This window comes from Candidatus Sodalis endolongispinus (genome assembly GCF_018777395.1).
Taxonomy (GTDB): domain Bacteria; phylum Pseudomonadota; class Gammaproteobacteria; order Enterobacterales; family Enterobacteriaceae; genus Sodalis_B; species Sodalis_B endolongispinus.
Genome location: NZ_JAFJYC010000001.1, coordinates 713,519 through 732,083, shown reverse-complemented (window position 1 = coordinate 732,083; position 18,565 = coordinate 713,519). Strand labels below are relative to the sequence as shown.

Sequence of the window (18,565 nt, the reverse complement as noted above, 5' to 3'; positions counted from 1 at the left end):
GCGTTAGTGCTGTCTGGCCTGGGCTAATTGCTGGGAAAGATCCAGCAGACTGGCTTCAATCCGCGCCACCCATTCCCGGGTGATAAAGAGACAGTGTTGCTGTTCGTGAAACAGACTTCGCTGTTGATGATAAAGCCTCGTGGCTTCCTCAAGGTCATCCAGCAAGGCTGCCGGCACCCACTGCGCCGGCGTAGTTTCCGCCAGCGCCAGCAATGAGGGTTGCAGGCTGATATCGACTACCTCAAGCTGATGCTGAGCAGTAATGCGCGCATCCATCTTCTGGGCGAAACCGATACCGTTCAGCCGGGCCTTGAAAGCGCCTCCTTTATTTAGCCATTGTTGCAGGACATCACGCTCGACCGTGAGATGGTCGACGTGAACATCGTGCAATACCAGCGGCGTTTGCAGCACACAGGTCAATACCGGTTCGGTCAGCGATGCAGGCAAGTTGTAATAGGGTTTACGGCTCATCAGGGTCTTGGTGGGCGTGAGGGTCAGCTCCCGCTGAGCCTGACTTTGGGCGATATGTTGACGTTTTTGCCGGTTGAAAGTCTTAATTTTGGTCGAAAGCGCCTGTTGTTGATAGCCCTGCTCCACCATTAGCAGCTCAATTTGCTGATTGATAAGCTGATAACTGGCCGGATCATGCCATAAGCACTCCTTCAACAGAATAATATCCACCGGGGTGATGCTTTGTCGATCGCTGAAAAACGCGCTGGCCTGCAGCAGGCGTAGCGCCTTCTTCCAGCGCCGATCGGAAATGTAATGGGCATCGGGTAACGCTTCCAGCCGCTGGAGCAGTTGATAGATGAGCTCGAAACATGCCGCCGGCAGCGTCACCCGGTCGATTTGCCGTTTCCAATCCAGGTATTCCTCGTCACTTACCCGCAGCTGTGCCGGAACGTCCTGCGGCTGGCTGTCGCCATGGCTTGTCATCAGCGCGTGAAAATTGCTTTTCTCCTTCACCTTGTCCAGCCACAGGCGGATTAACATCCGATCATACAGCGCTTCCAACCCGCTATCGGCCTCCGGCAATTCGTTGGAAGCGGTGATAAGCAGCCGTAGCGGCATCCTCTGCTCCTGATCGCCGTTAAGGAACCGCCGTTCATTAATCGCGGTGAGCAGGGTGTTCAAAATCTCCGGTACCGCCTTCCATATTTCATCCAGAAAAACGATTTCCGCATCCGGCAAATACCCTTGGGTCATGCGATGATAGCGGCCATCCTCTTTCAGCGCCTGAATGGACAGCGGGCCGAACACTTCCTCTGGCGTAGAAAAACGGGTCATCAGATAATCGAAGGCGCGCGCGTGACTGAACGCCAACTTTAGGCGACGGGCGATGAGGCTTTTGGCAATGCCGTGCGGCCCCAGCAAAAACACGCTTTCGCCGGAAAGCGCCGCCAGCAGGCAGAGCAGCATGGTATGCTGGCGCTCATATAACCCGCTTTCCAGTACACTACTAAGGCGGGAAATTCTTTCCGCCAGAAGGGACATAGAAGCCATAATAAGATCGGTTATCCCTGTGAATGGTGAAAACAACACAATAAACCAGCGCATTTTATAAAGAAACGCCCGGGCAAATTTATCCGTTATCAACTTTTTTTGCGTTAATCGCCCTTCAACGGGGGATAATTAGAATTAGGGTTTCGGCATTTTTCAGGCATACTGTGCGCTTTTGGTTTTCGAGGAAGTGCATCCACGCATGCTCCTGGACGACAAAATAGCGCGAAGAAAAGGTTATGAACAAAGATCATAAGCAGTCGCTGCCGGCGGTCACGCTTGCCGCCATAGGCGTCGTGTATGGTGATATTGGCACCAGTCATTTATATACCTTACGTGAATGTCTTGCCGGCCATTATGGTTTTGGCGTTGAACGCGTGGCGGTATTTGGTTTCTTATCCCTGATTTTCTGGCTTCTGATCCTGATCGTTTCCCTGAAATACCTTCTCTTCGTCATGCGCGCCGACAATGCCGGCGAAGGCGGTATTCTGACGCTGATGTCGCTCGCCGGCAGAAATACCGGCGCCAAATTGACGCCGGTGCTGGTGATTATCGGGCTTATCGGCGGCAGCTTCTTTTACGGCGAGGTCGTTATCACGCCGGCAATCTCGGTGATGTCGGCGATAGAAGGGTTGCAAATCGCGGCCCCCTCGCTGCAGGAATTTATCGTCCCGCTCTCCGTAGTGGTGCTGACGCTTTTGTTTTGCATTCAAAAGAAAGGGACCGGCAGCGTTGGCAAACTTTTCGCGCCGGTAATGTTATTATGGTTCCTCACGCTGGGCGTGCTTGGCGTGCGCGGTATCATCGATAATCCCGAAGTGCTCTATGCCATTAATCCGAAATGGGCTATCGCCTTTTTCGCCGAATATCAAACCGTCTCGTTCTTTGCTCTGGGCGCAGTGGTGTTGGCCATCACGGGCGTAGAAGCGTTGTATTCCGATATGGGCCATTTCGGTAAATTGCCTATTCGCATCGCCTGGTTCAGCGCGGTGCTGCCGTCCCTGGTGCTTAATTATTTCGGTCAGGGCGCGCTGTTATTGTCCAAGCCTGCGGCAATCAAAAACCCATTCTTTTTACTCGCCCCCGATTGGGCGATGATTCCCTTGCTTATACTCGCAACGCTTACAACGGTCATCGCTTCACAGGCGGTGATTTCCGGCGTATTTTCCCTGACTCGCCAGGCGGTGCGCCTGGGATATGTGCCGCCGATGCGCATTATCCATACCTCCGAGATGGAGGTAGGTCAAATTTATATTCCTTTCATCAATTGGCTGCTGTATATCGCCGTGGTGCTGGTCATCGCCAGCTTTGAGCACTCCAGTAATCTGGCGGCGGCCTACGGTATCGCGGTGACCGGCACCATGGTGCTGACCAGTATTCTATCTTGTACCGTGGCCAGAAAAAACTGGCACTGGAACCTGTTACTGGTATCCGTGCTGCTGCTGGCGCTGTTGTGCCTCGATGTGCCTATGTTTGCCGCCAACGCCATGAAAATTTTTCCGGCGGCTGGCTACCGTTGCTGCTTGGCTTCCTGATGTTCATCGCCATGACCACCTGGAAAAGCGAACGGTTTCGCTTGTTGCGTCGGATCCACGAACACGGAAATTCTCTGTAAGCGTTGATTGCCTCTTTGGAAAAATCGCCGCCGGTGCGGGTGCCAGGCACCGCCGTGTTTATGTCGCGCGCCATGAACGTGATCCCGTTTGCCCTGCTGCATAACCTTAAACATAACAAAGTGTTGCATGAGCGCGTTGTGCTGCTTACGTTGCGTACAGAAGATGCCCCTTTCGTCCATAATGTACGCCGGGTCACCATCGAAGCGCTATCGCCCACTTTCTGGCGCGTGGTGGCAAGCTATGGTTTCAAAGAGACGCCGGATATGGAGGAGATTTTCCACCGCTGCGGGCTTGAGGGACTATCTTGCCGGATGATGGAAACCTCTTTTTTTATGTCCCATGAATCGCTGATTATCGGCAAGCGGCCCTGGTATCTCATGCTACGGGGTAAACTTTTCATGGCGTTAAGCCGTAACGCCCTGCGTGCGCCGGATCAATATCTCATACCGCCTAACCGTGTCATTGAGTTGGGAACGCAAATAGAGATCTGACGATTCAATCATTTTCAGCCAGCAACCGCTGGCAGGCGGTGAAAGCGCCCGGACCATCGCCGGCGAAAATGGCATCCACGATGGCCTGATGCCGGTCAAGTTTGATGACATCATCGCTGGCAATGGCGCGAAAGTAGTTCTGATAAATCGAACTGAACACATTGGCGAACGAAGACAGGAACGGGTTACCGCTGATTTCATAAATATGGCGGTGGAAATCCGCATCGACGCTTATCCAGCGCTCGCGGTCGAAATGCTGGTGAAGCCTGCGCATTTCTTCCATTAACGTCCCCAGCCACTGCCGTTCGCTTTCGCTGGCATTCACCGCTGCCAACGCGCAGGCTTGCGGCTCCAGGCTAATTCGCATAATTAGAAAATGCGTCAGGATGTCCTGGAAATTTTCTCTGTTCAGCCACCATCCCAGCAGTTCCTGATCGAGAAAATTCCATTGATGGCGCGGCAATACCCGCGTTCCAATTCTGGGACGCGGCAAGACCATCCCCTTCGCCGCCAGGATTTTTACCGCTTCGCGCACGGCGGTGCGGCTTACGCCGAATTGTTCCACTAATTCAACTTCGCCGGGCAGGATATCCCCGGCGGCAAATTCGCCCGCCAGGATACGCTGGCTTAATTTTTCAGCCAGTACATAGGAGAGGTTGCGTTGAGCGGCCAGTTGCTGCGCGGATAAATGCATAGCGTTCTTTCCTATACCCTCATGAAAATAAACTACTCATACTATGCCAGCGTGGTCATTGCCGGGGGGAAATTCCCATTTCTGGCGCATAATAACGCCATTTTTATCGCTTTTGCTGAAAAATAAATCAATCAAATCGTATTTGTGAAATAGCGCTTGTCACTGGACGTTTAGGCCCTATGATGCAGCCTCTGCTGACCGGGAACAGTCGCTGCGGCGCACCGGCTCAGCCAGAGGCAGGCAGACCGCTACGGGAGAATAAAAGCTTGACTCTGAATGAGGAAGGCGTAATATACGCCGCCCGCGCTGGTCGAGAAAACAGCCTCCCGGCACTGCTCTTTAACAATTTATCAGACAATCTGTGTGGGCACTCACAAGACGATATCGATACACGAAATATCGAGTCTTGAAGAGTGAACAACGAATATTCTTATGAATACCGGTTTTAATTCTTTGAGCATCAAGCTTTTAATTGAAGAGTTTGATCATGGCTCAGATTGAACGCTGGCGGCAGGCCTAACACATGCAAGTCGAGCGGCAGCGGGAAGAAGCTTGCTTCTTTGCCGGCGAGCGGCGGACGGGTGAGTAATGTCTGGGGATCTGCCCGATGGCGGGGGATAACTACTGGAAACGGTAGCTAATACCGCATAACGTCGCAAGACCAAAGTGGGGGACCTTCGGGCCTCACACCATCGGATGAACCCAGATGGGATTAGCTAGTAGGTGGGGTAATGGCTCACCTAGGCGACGATCCCTAGCTGGTCTGAGAGGATGACCAGCCACACTGGAACTGAGACACGGTCCAGACTCCTACGGGAGGCAGCAGTGGGGAATATTGCACAATGGGGGAAACCCTGATGCAGCCATGCCGCGTGTGTGAAGAAGGCCTTCGGGTTGTAAAGCACTTTCAGCGGGGAGGAAGGCGGTGGCGTTAATAGCGCTATCGATTGACGTTACCCGCAGAAGAAGCACCGGCTAACTCCGTGCCAGCAGCCGCGGTAATACGGAGGGTGCAAGCGTTAATCGGAATTACTGGGCGTAAAGCGTACGCAGGCGGTCTGTTAAGTCAGATGTGAAATCCCCGGGCTTAACCTGTGAACTGCATTTGAAACTGGCAGGCTAGAGTCTCGTAGAGGGGGGTAGAATTCCAGGTGTAGCGGTGAAATGCGTAGAGATCTGGAGGAATACCGGTGGCGAAGGCGGCCCCCTGGACGAAGACTGACGCTCAGGTACGAAAGCGTGGGGAGCAAACAGGATTAGATACCCTGGTAGTCTACGCTGTAAACGATGTCGATTTGAAGGTTGTGGCCTTGAGCCGTGGCTTTCGGAGCTAACGCGTTAAATCGACCGCCTGGGGAGTACGGCCGCAAGGTTAAAACTCAAATGAATTGACGGGGGCCCGCACAAGCGGTGGAGCATGTGGTTTAATTCGATGCAACGCGAAGAACCTTACCTACTCTTGACATCCAGAGAACTAAGCAGAGATGCTTTGGTGCCTTCGGGAACTCTGAGACAGGTGCTGCATGGCTGTCGTCAGCTCGTGTTGTGAAATGTTGGGTTAAGTCCCGCAACGAGCGCAACCCTTATCCTTTGTTGCCAGCGATTCGGTCGGGAACTCAAAGGAGACTGCCGGTGATAAACCGGAGGAAGGTGGGGATGACGTCAAGTCATCATGGCCCTTACGAGTAGGGCTACACACGTGCTACAATGGCGCATACAAAGAGAAGCGATCTCGCGAGAGTCAGCGGACCTCATAAAGTGCGTCGTAGTCCGGATTGGAGTCTGCAACTCGACTCCATGAAGTCGGAATCGCTAGTAATCGTGGATCAGAATGCCACGGTGAATACGTTCCCGGGCCTTGTACACACCGCCCGTCACACCATGGGAGTGGGTTGCAAAAGAAGTAGGTAGCTTAACCTTCGGGAGGGCGCTTACCACTTTGTGATTCATGACTGGGGTGAAGTCGTAACAAGGTAACAGTAGGGGAACCTGCGGTTGGATCACCTCCTTATCAAAACGATACGTTAAGTGACGTGTCCACACAGATTGTCTGATAACTGTCACGAGCAAAGCAGCCCGTCGGCGGCTTTTTCCTGTTCGCCTGGCGAACGGGGGTAAAGCTATCGGCGGCTGGGCGACGACGTTAACGGCGCTTTTGCGGTCAGGGTTACCTGACTTAAAGCGGTCTCTGCCGCGTAAAAGTCATGCGATACGTTGCCCGCGTTTTCGTGTCCCCTTCGTCTAGTGGCCTAGGACACTGCCCTTTCACGGCGGTAACAGGGGTTCGAACCCCCTAGGGGACGCCACTTTGCTTTTTATTTCAGAGCGCGTTTATCAAGCGAGCTGCGAAATACCGCTCTTTAACAATCCGGAACAAGCTGAAAATTTGAAACACATGCTGAAGTGCAAACTCAGTATGCGAGTCTCTCAAACGAAGTAAGCAAACCTGAGATAACGCGTAAGCGTTATCACTGTAGCGCGACAGGCACTGTTGTCTCCGCGCGGTCTTCGCAGACTACGCCGGGTCTCGCCTGTATGGCGATACTCGAGCGAGACGGCGCGAACGGCTGAAAGCCCAGGCGCACGGCACGCAGGCACCGCGGTGGACTGTATGTCCATGAGGATGCCGAGTACCGCGCAACGCCGGATTTCGGTCGTGCAGCCTGTCGGACAAGGTGCAGACAGCTCAGGGTTGTGAGGTTAAGTGACTAAGCGTACACGGTGGATGCCTAGGCAGTCAGAGGCGATGAAGGACGTGCTAATCTGCGAAAAGCGCCGGTGAGCTGATATGAAGCGTTATCAGCCGGCGATGTCCGAATGGGGAAACCCGGTGCAATTCGTTGCATCATCGTTAAGTGAATCCATAGCTTAACGAGGCGAACCAGGGGAACTGAAACATCTCAGTACCCTGAGGAAAAGAAATCAACCGAGATTCCCCCAGTAGCGGCGAGCGAACGGGGAACAGCCCAGAGCCATCATCAGCTTGCGCATCAGGAGAACGGTCTGGAAAGTCCGGCGACAGAGGGTGATAGCCCCGTATCCGAAGGTGCGCTTGTTGTGAGCTCGATGAGTAGGGCGGGACACGTGATATCCTGTCTGAAGATGGGGGGACCATCCTCCAAGGCTAAATACTCCTGACTGACCGATAGTGAACCAGTACCGTGAGGGAAAGGCGAAAAGAACCCCGGCGAGGGGAGTGAAATAGAACCTGAAACCGTGTACGTACAAGCAGTGGGAGCATCCTTTGGGGTGTGACTGCGTACCTTTTGTATAATGGGTCAGCGACTTATATTCTGTAGCAAGGTTAACCGTATAGGGGAGCCGCAGGGAAACCGAGTCTTAACTGGGCGTCTAGTTGCAGGGTATAGACCCGAAACCCGGTGATCTAGCCATGGGCAGGTTGAAGGTTGGGTAACACTAACTGGAGGACCGAACCGACTAATGTTGAAAAATTAGCGGATGACTTGTGGCTGGGGGTGAAAGGCCAATCAAACCGGGAGATAGCTGGTTCTCCCCGAAAGCTATTTAGGTAGCGCCTCGTGAAGTCATCTACGGGGGTAGAGCACTGTTTCGGCTAGGGGTCCATCCCGGATTACCAACCCGATGCAAACTGCAAATACCGTAGAATGTTATCACGGGAGACACACGGCGGGTGCTAACGTCCGTCGTGAAGAGGGAAACAACCCAGACCGCCAGCTAAGGTCCCAAATTCATGGTTAAGTGGGAAACGATGTGGGAAGGCCCAGACAGCCAGGATGTTGGCTTAGAAGCAGCCATCATTTAAAGAAAGCGTAATAGCTCACTGGTCGAGTCGGCCTGCGCGGAAGATGTAACGGGGCTAAACCATGCACCGAAGCTGCGGCAGCGGACGTATCACTTAAAACGCTTCACGCGACGGCGAGCCGGCGCGTGCAAGCCACATTCCCGTTGAGTCGGCGACAGCCGGACACGGGCCAGGCGTTTTAAGGATACGTCCGTTGGGTAGGGGAGCGTTCTGTAAGCCTGCGAAGGTGGCCTGTGATGGCTGCTGGAGGTATCAGAAGTGCGAATGCTGACATAAGTAACGATAAAGCGGGTGAAAAGCCCGCTCGCCGGAAGACCAAGGGTTCCTGTTCAACGTTAATCGGAGCAGGGTGAGTCGACCCCTAAGGCAAGGCCGAAAGGCGTAGTCGATGGGAAACAGGTTAATATTCCTGTACTGGGTGTGACTGCGAAGGGGGGACGGAGAAAGCTAGGTTCGCCGGGCGACGGTTGTCCCGGTTCAAGCGTGCAGGTGGAAAGAGCAGGCAAATCCGCTCTTTCATAACACTGAGGCGTAATGACGAGCCACCACGGTGGTGAAGGAATTGATGCTACGCTTCCAGGAAAAGCCTCTAAGCTCCAGGTCACATCGAATCGTACCCCAAACCGACACAGGTGGTCAGGTAGAGAATACCCAGGCGCTTGAGAGAACTCGGGTGAAGGAACTAGGCAAAATGGTGCCGTAACTTCGGGAGAAGGCACGCTGTCACGTAGGTGGAGGGCCTTGCGCCCCGAGCTGAAGCCAGTCGCAGATACCAGCTGGCTGCAACTGTTTATTAAAAACACAGCACTGTGCAAACACGAAAGTGGACGTATACGGTGTGACGCCTGCCCGGTGCCGGAAGGTTAATTGATGGGGTTATCCGTAAGGAGAAGCTCTTGATCGAAGCCCCGGTAAACGGCGGCCGTAACTATAACGGTCCTAAGGTAGCGAAATTCCTTGTCGGGTAAGTTCCGACCTGCACGAATGGCGTAATGATGGCCAGGCTGTCTCCACCCGAGACTCAGTGAAATTGAACTCGCCGTGAAGATGCGGTGTACCCGCGGCAAGACGGAAAGACCCCGTGAACCTTTACTATAGCTTGACACTGAACATTGAGCCTTGATGTGTAGGATAGGTGGGAGGCTTTGAAGTGTGGACGCCAGTCTGCATGGAGCCAACCTTGAAATACCACCCTTTAATGTTTGATGTTCTCACTCAGGCCCGTTATCCGGGCCGAGGACAGTGTCTGGTGGGTAGTTTGACTGGGGCGGTCTCCTCCCAAAGTGTAACGGAGGAGCACGAAGGTTAGCTAATCACGGTCGGACATCGTGAGGTTAGTGCAAAGGCATAAGCTAGCTTGACTGCGAGAGTGACGGCTCGAGCAGGTGCGAAAGCAGGTCTTAGTGATCCGGTGGTTCTGCATGGAAGGGCCATCGCTCAACGGATAAAAGGTACTCCGGGGATAACAGGCTGATACCGCCCAAGAGTTCATATCGACGGCGGTGTTTGGCACCTCGATGTCGGCTCATCACATCCTGGGGCTGAAGTAGGTCCCAAGGGTATGGCTGTTCGCCATTTAAAGTGGTACGCGAGCTGGGTTTAGAACGTCGTGAGACAGTTCGGTCCCTATCTGCCGTGGGCGCTGGAAGATTGAGAGGGGCTGCTCCTAGTACGAGAGGACCGGAGTGGACGCACCACTGGTGTTCGGGTTGTCATGCCAATGGCATTGCCCGGTAGCTACGTGCGGAAAAGATAACCGCTGAAAGCATCTAAGTGGGAAACTTGCCTCGAGATGAGTCTTCCCTGAGGCCTTGAGCCTCCTGAAGGGACGTTGAAGACGATGACGTTGATAGGTCGGGTGTGTAAGCGCTGCGAGACGTTGAGCTAACCGATACTAATGACCCGTGAGACTTAACCTTACAACACCTGAGCTGTTTGAGAGCGTGTGCGAGACGAGAGCGAAAGCGAACGTTGACGTCAAAAACGCAAGAGACGAGACGATATCAGCGATGTTCCGGATAATGCCCGACGGTCACGCAAGTGATGGTCGGGCGGCAAGAGCAGTCTGTGCGGCGGGAGCGGCACGGAGAGAGAATTTGCCTGGCGGCACTAGCGCGGTGGTCCCACCTGACCCCATGCAGAACTCAGAAGTGAAACGCCGTAGCGCCGATGGTAGTGTGGGGTCTCCCCATGCGAGAGTAGGGAGCTGCCAGGCATCCAATACGTCGCACCGGGTCAGCACGGGGTGACAAAAGGAGCACGCTGATATGGCTCAGTTGGTAGAGCGCACCCTTGGTAAGGGTGAGGTCCCCAGTTCGACTCTGGGTATCAGCACCAGACATTATAACGGTACGAGTTCGGTAAAGGAATTTGCCTGGCGGCACTAGCGCGGTGGTCCCACTGACCCCATGCAGAACTCAGAAGTGAAACGCCGTAGCGCCGATGGTAGTGTGGGGTCTCCCCATGCGAGAGTAGGGAACTGCCAGGCATCCATTTAGAAGCCCTCTGCTAGCGCAGAGGGCTTTTTTCTTAACTATGATTCGACCGTTATCGTTGTTTACCACTGACTTAATCGATCGGTTTCTATATTGGACCGCTCTAGTAGGATAGCCAGATTCATTATCCCTTCGGCCAGTTTCATCTATCCCCCTTTTTTATCCATTCAGTCTGTTTAATCTATCCACTTAGTGATTCTACCATATTACTGGTTCGGTACCCTCGCGAGTGCGTCGGCAGAAAGCGCTGGGTAATATGATTAAATAAACTGAATTGCTTTAATTGCTGCATAATAATTCGTTGTATGATCTGCCAATCATTTGCTTTTATTCCAGTAGAGTAGATAGTCTGAGCAGACTTTGTCCGCTTTATAAATCAAGTTGATTGACCTATTTTCTCTCACGCATACTGCTACCATGATGACGGGTGGAAAAAGATAATGAGAACCTCAGGCACCAATCTCGAACACGCCAAAGCCCATAACAGGCGGGTTATTATTGAAGCTATCCGCTTGAACGGTGAATTGACCCGTGCGGAGCTGGCGCGCTTAACGGCGCTGACGCCACAAACGGTTTCCAATATCGTCGGCGATTTGCAACAGGCGGGTATTCTTTCCGCGCATCTGCCCCGGCGTGATGGCGCGCGCAGCCGGCGATTCCGGTAACGTTAAATCCGGACAGCGCTTACTCAATCGGCATTCATCTTGACCACCAAAGTTTGTTGATAATATTGGTCGATCTTTCTGGCGCGGTGCGCGCAAGGCGCTTCACTTTGATGCAAAAGCCCCAGCCAGGCGCCACAATTGCGATGATTACTCAACAGCTGCTGGACATGAAGCAACAGACGGCGATTGATTGGCGCAAGATGCTGGGTATCGGGATCGTGATGCCCGGCCCGTTTGGCGTTGAAGGGCTTTCATCAGAAGGCACCACCACGTTACATGGCTGGGAGCATGTGGATATCGTCGGGCGGCTATCCGCCGCGACTGGGTGGCCGGTGACGCTGGAGAATGACGCCACGGTGGCTGCTATCTGCGAGCGATTTCACGGTGTGGCGAAGCGGCTTGATTCTTTCGTCTATCTATATTTGGGCACTGGTCTGGGCGCAGGGATATTCACCGATGGTCAGGTCTATGGTGGTCACGCGCAAAACGCCGGAGAAGTAGGGCATATGGTGGTACGGCCTGACGGGCGGCAATGCTACTGCGGCAATCGCGGCTGTCTCGAACGTTATCTGTCACTGCAGACGGCCTGGGAAGCCTGTGGACTGGATCCGCTTACCGCGCTGCCGGAAGACCTGCTCAAGGCGCCGGCGGCGTATTTTGACCGCTGGGTAACCTCGGTACTGCCGGCGGCGCGCCAAGCGATCAATATTCTTGAATGCGTGTTTGATCCTGAAGCGGTGATCATCGGTGGTTTGATGCCACAGCCGCTGCTGGCGAAAATCGTGCTGCGGCTTTCCCCCTGCTGCGCTCGGTGCGCAGTAAATATAGCGCTGCCCATATTTGATGAGTTCAACCCGCAATATGACGTGCTGCTAAAATAAATCCACTGCTCAAAAGGCTTGTCGGTAGCACCCAAAGTCACATGCCATAGGCAAGTTAAATAGGTTGGTACGGCGTGCGGGTCAAGCGAACACCGCGCCAGAGGAGTCTCTTAAGACGCCGGAAAACGTTCAAATCCGACATCAAACCATTGTAAGCAACCCGGACCATAGGCGATAGGACCAAGAAAATGTGTTATTTGCCGCAGCTGGTTGGCGCGATCGCCCGTTATTGAAAGTGTCTGGCAACGTCTCTTTTGCGCATCAACAAGAAACAGCGTCTGGTCGACTTTTACCACATTACAGGCGTGACCATCGGTGGGCGAGAATAGCCTGCTCCAAAAGCTGCGTGGACGCTTTACGCAAAGCACCGCATTGCACTGCGGTTGCGCATTCGCTTTGTCCAACATCGCCTCAATGGAGTCAAGCATCCCACCCTGCGCATTATTGAGGGTTGAGAATTGACTGTGGCTGCCACCGCGCAACGTGTGGTCGGCGCAATGCAGTTGTCCTTCTTTCAGCGTGTCTGCCACCGCTGTGGCGCAAGAGAGACAATTGGTTTGCACTACGCCGTGAACCCCAAACAACCCGCAGACCCAGGCTACCGGCCGCAGCCACCAGGGGCTCGTACCGTGGCGGTTTACTTCTTTCAGAAGAGGTCCACGCAAATAGCGGCTTAATTCGTCCCTATAGGCTTCCCGTTGACCCGCTGCGGGAGAATAGGTTGGTGGGTGGCAGCCTTCCGTGACAATAAGCGTCCGATATTCTTCCGGGCCGGGGAGATCATCTTCCTCAGCGGATGCGGTAATTAAAGAAAATTCTTCTTCAGTCACCTCTGAGGTCAAACTTGGCGAGGGCGAGTTTTGTTCTACTGTCGACTGTTGTAACGCGACATTGTCCGTGGTGAGCCGCTTAAGATGTAACAATTCATTGAGTTTGCTAATGACGTCAGTAATAGGTTCACCATATATGTCTTTTCCGGGATTCATATCGGTGGCAATGGAAAACACTTTGTTATCCCCTTCCCCACTAAGAGAATAGGTTATGTCGCCAATTATCACGGCCTTAATATCGCTCAATGTGATATGGGAAATATTATGCTGAAAATCTATAAAAGACTCGAAACTGGGGGGGTGTGGTACACCTTTTCTATAATGTCGGCCACTGAGGCGCCAGGTCTATCATGATGAGTGGTTTGCACCAAGGAAGGCGGAATGGGCTGAAGTCTCGTTTTATCGAAAGTAGTAGGGTTCATGGCAAACTCCTTATGTATTTTATTGCAGAGGAAATATAGTATCCATTAATTAAGTGCAATATAAAAAACGCCTGCAGGAAAATTCTCCGCCATTTTAATGATTTATGATAACGCGTGTTACTATAAAGTCGCATAATAAGTGCGGGTGTGAATATAGGCTGCGGAGTATGGTGTATCAGATGCAGTTAAATTTTTCCGCATGATTTTCAACATTTTTTCATTGCCCGGCAAGAAAGTCTGTCGCGAGAGATTACATTATCTCCAGGTAGATTGCCGCCATCATTTTTTTTAATTTGGTCGATGCCCATTGTAAATCCGCAGTTGCTGGCGTATATCAGGTCCATTCTTGATAATGCATGCATGCCGCCTGAGCAGTGTTAAGACCGTTGTATGCCGGTATGCAGCCTGGAGAATAACGGGTAAATGTCGGTAAATCGCAATAAGAATAGCGAAGGGGTGGTCATATTATTCCTTGGCGGCAGGTTGTCTGGGGTTAAGGTGCTTATAGGATTTTCCGCGCTGCACTGAAACAAACGCGCCAATACAATGCCAATAGTCTATTGACGAAAAAACAGAGGAAGCCGACCGCGAGCCGAGCGTTGAGGTTGTTATCAACGCGCTGCCGGCAGGCATCAGCGCGAGCCTGTCACTTGCCGTGCGCCGAAAAGAAAAAGGCGGGCCAGCGCCCGCCGGGAAAATTAGTGAATGACCTGAGAAAGGAAAGCGCGGGTTAGCGCCGATTTCGGCTGGGCGAAGAACGCCTCCGGCGGCGCCTGTTCGACAATCTCGCCGCGATCCATGAAGATCACCCGGTCGGCCACGGTGCGGGCGAAACCCATTTCATGGGTTACACACAACATTGTCATCCCGTCTTCCGCCAGGCCGATCATGGTATCCAGCACTTCTTTCACCATTTCGGGATCCAGCGCGGAGGTCGGCTCGTCAAACAACATGATTTTCGGTTTCATGCACAGCGAGCGGGCGATGGCTACCCGTTGTTGTTGCCCGCCAGATAGCTGACCGGGAAATTTTTGTGCGTGCTCGGCGATACGCACCCGTTCTAAATAGTGCATTGCCAGCGCCTCGGCCTCTTTTTTAGGTATCTTGCGCACCCATGTCGGGGCTAAAATGCAGTTTTGCATCACCGTCAGATGCGGAAACAGATTAAAGTGCTGGAACACCATGCCGACTTCGGTGCGCACGCGCTCAATATTGCGCAGGTCGTCATTGAGCAGGGTACCGTCAACCACAATGCTGCCCTGTTGATGCTCTTCAAGATGGTTGATGCAGCGGATCGTGGTGGATTTACCCGATCCAGAAGGCACGCATAACACAATGCGTTCACCGGCTTTCACCTGTAGATTGATGTCTTTTAAAACATGGAATTGCCCGTACCACTTATTGACATTTTTCATTGTAATCATCAGGTTGTCTCCGGTGGCGGCGTTAATTTTCATCATGCTCATAAAAAAACCTCAATGCTGGTGTCCGGTATGGAAACGCTTTTCCAAATGCTGGCTATAGCGGGACATGCTGAAACAGAAAAGCCAATACACGAGCGCGGCAAAGACATAACCTTCGGTGGACATGCCTAGCCAGGCGGGGTCCACCGTCGCCTGCTGCACGCTGCTAAACAAATCAAATAACCCTATGATGACTACCAGGCTGGTGTCTTTAAACAGCGCGATGATGGTATTGACCAGCCCGGTGATGACCATTTTCAGCGCCTGCGGCAGGATGATAAGGCCATGGGTTTGCCAATAACCGAGCGCCAGGGATTCCGCCGCCTCGGTTTGGCCTTTGGGCAGCGCTTGCAGCCCCCCACGCACCACCTCCGCCACATAGGCGGATTGGAACATAATAACGCCAACCAACGCCCGCAAAAGTTTATCGATTTGGGTGCCTTCGGAAAGGAAAAGCGGCAGCATCACCGAAGACATAAACAGCACGGTAATCAGCGGAACTCCGCGCCAGAATTCGATAAAGATGATGGCAAGCCATTTCACCACCGGCATTGATGAACGCCTGGCCAGCGCCATGACAATCCCCAACGGCATCGCGCCGGCGATGCCCACGGCGGCGATGATCAAGGTGAGGGTCAGGCCGCCACATAGGCGGGTTTCCACGCGGCCGAGGCCAAAAAAACCGCCGTACAGCATGATCCAGGTGAACACGGGAAACGCGATTGCCCAGCAGATGATATAGCGGCCGCGGCGCGGCATGCGGTGCCAAAACCTCGGCAGCAGCGAGATTATGCATACCGCCAGAGTGACGTTGATGCGCCAACGCTGATCTAAGGGATAGAGTCCGTACATGAACTGGCCGAAACGCGCGTGGATAAACACCCAGCAGGCGCCGTCGCGGGTGCAATCCAGGCGTGAAGTCCCCAGCCAATTGGCTTTGATAAACGCCCACTCCACCAGCGGCGGCAGGGCTGTCCACAACAGCCAAAGGCAGAGCAATGTCAGAATGCTATTCGTGACACTGGAAAACAGATTGCGTTTGATCCAAAGTGTCGCCAGGACCAGTTGACTGCGCGCGGCCGGCGCGATGTGTTCTTGGGGAGATAAAGTCATAGTCATCGGCACCTCTCAGCGTTCCACCAGCGCTTTGCGCTTATTATAAATATTCATCAGCAGCGAAATCGCCAGGCTGATGACCAGATAGACCGCCATGGTGATAGCAATGGTCTCAATGGCCTGGCCGGTCTGGTTGAGTACGGAACCGGCGAACAACGACACCATATCGGGATAGCCAATTGCGGCCGCCAGCGATGAGTTCTTGACGATATTGAGATATTGGCTGGTCAGGGTAGGGACGATCACCCGCATTGCCTGCGGCAGGATCACTTTGTTTAACGTCACCGGGTTCGGCAGCCCAAGCGAGCCCGCCGCCTCATGCTGGCCGAACGGTACCGACTGAATGCCGGAGCGGATCACCTCGGCAATAAACGCCGAGGTGTAAACCGATAACGCCAGCGTTAACGCCGCCAGTTCTGGAATCAGCGCCATGCCGCCGCGAAAATTGAAGCCGCGCAACTGCGGAACATCCCAGGCTATCGCGGGACCGGCGATCAACTGCGCCAGCGCCACCAGCAGCGCGATGGCCGTCGCCCATGCGCCCGGTCCGGCGTCGGTGGCGGGCAAATACAATCCACGGTTACTGAGAAACGCGAGGTCGAAAGCGTTTACCGCCTGACGGGGGCCCGGCAGGTTGCGCAGGACGGCGAAGTACCAAAAGAAGATTTGCAGCAGCGGCGGAATATTGCGGAAGATTTCAATATATAACGTGGAGAGTTTGCGCAGCAGCCAGTTTTCGGACAGTCTGTACAGGCCGACAATAAACCCCAGTATCGAGGCGAACACGATACACAGCGCCGACACCAGCAGTGTATTAAGCAGGCCGACGACAAAGACCCGCCCGTAAGTGTCGCCTTGTTCAAAATCAATAAGATGCTGTACTATGCCAAACCCGGCGGCGTTATTGAGAAAGTCGAAACCGGAGGTAATGCCGCGGTGGTTGAGGTTGGTCAGGGTGTTATGCACCAGATGGCCGACAAACAGTACCAGGACCACAACGGACAGAATCTGATAAATCCAGGCGCGAACCGCAGGGTTGGTCAGGGAGAAGTTTCCCGTTACGGTTGGGCGGTGTTGCATAAGTAAGCCTCAGCAGGAAAATCGAAGAAAAAGCACCGGCGTCACCGGTGCTCCTGAACTGTGGCAGCTATTAACGTACCGGATGCCGCCGTGATTCCATAAGGCGTTCAAACCGCGCTTGATTTTCAGATCGCTACCCTGACCCACGTTGCGTTCAAATGATTCGCCGTAATTGCCGACCTGCTTGATGATGTTGTGCGCCCAGTCGTTGGACAACTTCAGCTCTTCACCATAATGACCTTCTTTGCCGAGCAAATAGGCCATATCCGGATTTTTCGGGTTGGCGGTCAGCTCATCAACGTTTTGCGAGGTGATTTCCATTTCCTCAGCGTTAAGCATGGCGTACAGCGACCATTTCACGATAGTGAACCAATCGCCGCCGCCGCGGCGCACGACCGGCCCCAGCGGCTCTTTAGAAATCACTTCCGGCAACACCACCCAGTCATCGGGTTTGCTTAACTTGATCCGCAGCGCGTACAGACCAGACTGGTCGGTTGCCAGGGTATCGCAGTGGCCAGATTCCAGCGCTTTGGCGCTCTCGTCGGCGCGATCGAAGGTAACCGGCGTGTATTGCATTTTATTGGCGCGGAAAAAGTCGGCCACGTTTAATTCGGTGTCGGTAACGGATTGCAGGCAGACGGTAGCGCCGTCCAGGTCTTTGGCGCTCTTCAGGCCGGCTTTGTTATGGGTCAGGAAACCAATGCCGTCGTAATAGTTCACACCGGCGAAAACAAAGTCCATGTTGCCGTCACGAGATGAGGTCCAAGTGGTATTGCGCGACAGAATATCGACTTCACCCGACTGCAGCGCGGTAAAGCGCTCTTTAGCGGTCAGCGTGGTGTACTTCACTTTGCTTGCATCGCCAAACACAGCCGCGGCAACGGCACGGCAAACATCCACATCCAGACCGGTGAATTTCCCGCTGGCATCAGCGTAAGAGAACCCCGGTAAGCCATCACTGATACCGCATTGAATAAAGCCTTTTTTCTTGACCGCGTCTAAAGTGGCCCCAGCGTGAGCCTGATTCGCTACCGCAAAGAGTGTGGCGGCGGCAACCAATGTGGAAATCATCATTTTTTTCATAATTCGTCCTGTGAGGCAGAATAAAGCAGTCGATTTTTGATGTGTGCTGACACATCCTTCCTTAAAAAGGCATAGCGCCTGTAACCTCATAGCAAAGGGGATGCCAAATCGGCAGAGAGTTGACTGAAGGGTTGTGTTACACTTTATTAACAACCTATCGAAGGCGGAACGGGGTGAGTCTGCACTACTGAGGGGCAATTTACGGACTTATGCGCGTGAGGTGCACTATTTGGATGCAATGTGTTCCGCTATGTGGAATTGCGCTCTCCCGTGGTCCGTCATGGAGACAGACCGGCAGGTGACGACACGCTGGTGGCTAACGAGCGAACCGGCATAAATGCCCGTCCTTCAGGTGTCGGCGCATAATGTACGCCGCGCCGGCGGGTTATTCCCTCGGGTTATAACTTTTTTCTTCATAATAACGCTTGCGCCTGTGCCGGGAGTA

7 protein-coding genes, 2 tRNA genes, 4 rRNA genes and 2 pseudogenes are annotated in these 18,565 nt (G+C 53.5%); 8 read left to right on the top strand and 7 right to left on the bottom strand.

Annotated elements, in window-relative coordinates; all coding sequences use genetic code 11:
* Positions 1 to 3 precede the first annotated feature (3 nt).
* Positions 4 to 1,503 (bottom strand): ATPase RavA, encoded by a 1,500-nt coding sequence (gene ravA / locus JZM24_RS03630; protein ID WP_215669993.1) that lies wholly within the window; start codon positions 1,501 to 1,503, stop codon positions 4 to 6.
* Positions 1,504 to 1,739: 236 nt separating this feature from the next.
* Between ravA and kup the strand changes: the two are divergent.
* Positions 1,740 to 3,607, top strand: a pseudogene (gene kup / locus JZM24_RS03625) (low affinity potassium transporter Kup).
* 4 nt (positions 3,608 to 3,611) lie between these two features.
* On the opposite strand, the gene JZM24_RS03620 reads toward kup, so the two are convergent.
* Positions 3,612 to 4,301: a FadR/GntR family transcriptional regulator gene (locus JZM24_RS03620; RefSeq protein ID WP_215668592.1), complete on the bottom strand. Its 690-nt coding sequence runs from the start codon at positions 4,299 to 4,301 to the stop codon at positions 3,612 to 3,614.
* 469 nt (positions 4,302 to 4,770) lie between these two features.
* Here JZM24_RS03620 and JZM24_RS03615 point away from each other — a divergent pair.
* From JZM24_RS03615 to JZM24_RS03585, 7 genes and pseudogenes are all read left to right on the top strand, one after another.
* A 16S ribosomal RNA gene (locus tag JZM24_RS03615) occupies positions 4,771 to 6,312 on the top strand.
* Positions 6,313 to 6,531: 219 nt separating this feature from the next.
* Positions 6,532 to 6,607, top strand: a tRNA-Glu gene (locus JZM24_RS03610).
* A gap of 392 nt (positions 6,608 to 6,999) precedes the next feature.
* A 23S ribosomal RNA gene (locus JZM24_RS03605) occupies positions 7,000 to 10,004 on the top strand.
* A 180-nt stretch (positions 10,005 to 10,184) separates the two neighbouring features.
* Positions 10,185 to 10,300, top strand: a 5S ribosomal RNA gene (rrf, locus tag JZM24_RS03600).
* A gap of 46 nt (positions 10,301 to 10,346) precedes the next feature.
* A tRNA-Thr gene (locus JZM24_RS03595) sits at positions 10,347 to 10,422 on the top strand.
* Between the two features lie 36 nt (positions 10,423 to 10,458).
* Positions 10,459 to 10,573 (top strand): 5S ribosomal RNA (gene rrf / locus JZM24_RS03590).
* The 16S, 23S and 5S rRNA genes sit together here with 2 tRNA genes alongside, the layout of an rRNA operon.
* A gap of 447 nt (positions 10,574 to 11,020) precedes the next feature.
* Positions 11,021 to 12,126 (top strand): annotated as a pseudogene (locus tag JZM24_RS03585) (ROK family transcriptional regulator).
* A gap of 110 nt (positions 12,127 to 12,236) precedes the next feature.
* Here JZM24_RS03585 and JZM24_RS03580 read toward each other — a convergent pair.
* The 5 genes from JZM24_RS03580 to JZM24_RS03560 all read right to left on the bottom strand — a co-directional run bounded on the left by JZM24_RS03580 (position 12,237) and on the right by JZM24_RS03560 (position 18,120).
* On the bottom strand, positions 12,237 to 13,133 hold the full coding sequence (locus JZM24_RS03580) for a toxin glutamine deamidase domain-containing protein (protein ID WP_215668591.1): 897 nt from the start codon (positions 13,131 to 13,133) through the stop codon (positions 12,237 to 12,239).
* Between the two features lie 943 nt (positions 13,134 to 14,076).
* Positions 14,077 to 14,844, bottom strand: coding sequence for an amino acid ABC transporter ATP-binding protein (locus JZM24_RS03575; RefSeq protein WP_376775508.1), 768 nt, complete (start codon positions 14,842 to 14,844; stop codon positions 14,077 to 14,079).
* Between the two features lie 9 nt (positions 14,845 to 14,853).
* A complete protein-coding gene (locus JZM24_RS03570; RefSeq protein ID WP_376775507.1) occupies positions 14,854 to 15,960 on the bottom strand; it encodes an amino acid ABC transporter permease in 1,107 nt (368 codons plus the stop codon).
* 9 nt (positions 15,961 to 15,969) lie between these two features.
* Positions 15,970 to 17,037 carry an amino acid ABC transporter permease gene (locus JZM24_RS03565; RefSeq protein ID WP_215668590.1) on the bottom strand — a complete coding sequence of 356 codons (1,068 nt, stop codon included), beginning with the start codon at positions 17,035 to 17,037 and terminating at the stop codon, positions 15,970 to 15,972.
* Between the two features lie 9 nt (positions 17,038 to 17,046).
* Positions 17,047 to 18,120 (bottom strand): amino acid ABC transporter substrate-binding protein, encoded by a 1,074-nt coding sequence (locus JZM24_RS03560; RefSeq protein WP_215668589.1) that lies wholly within the window; start codon positions 18,118 to 18,120, stop codon positions 17,047 to 17,049.
* Positions 18,121 to 18,565: the final 445 nt, after the last annotated feature.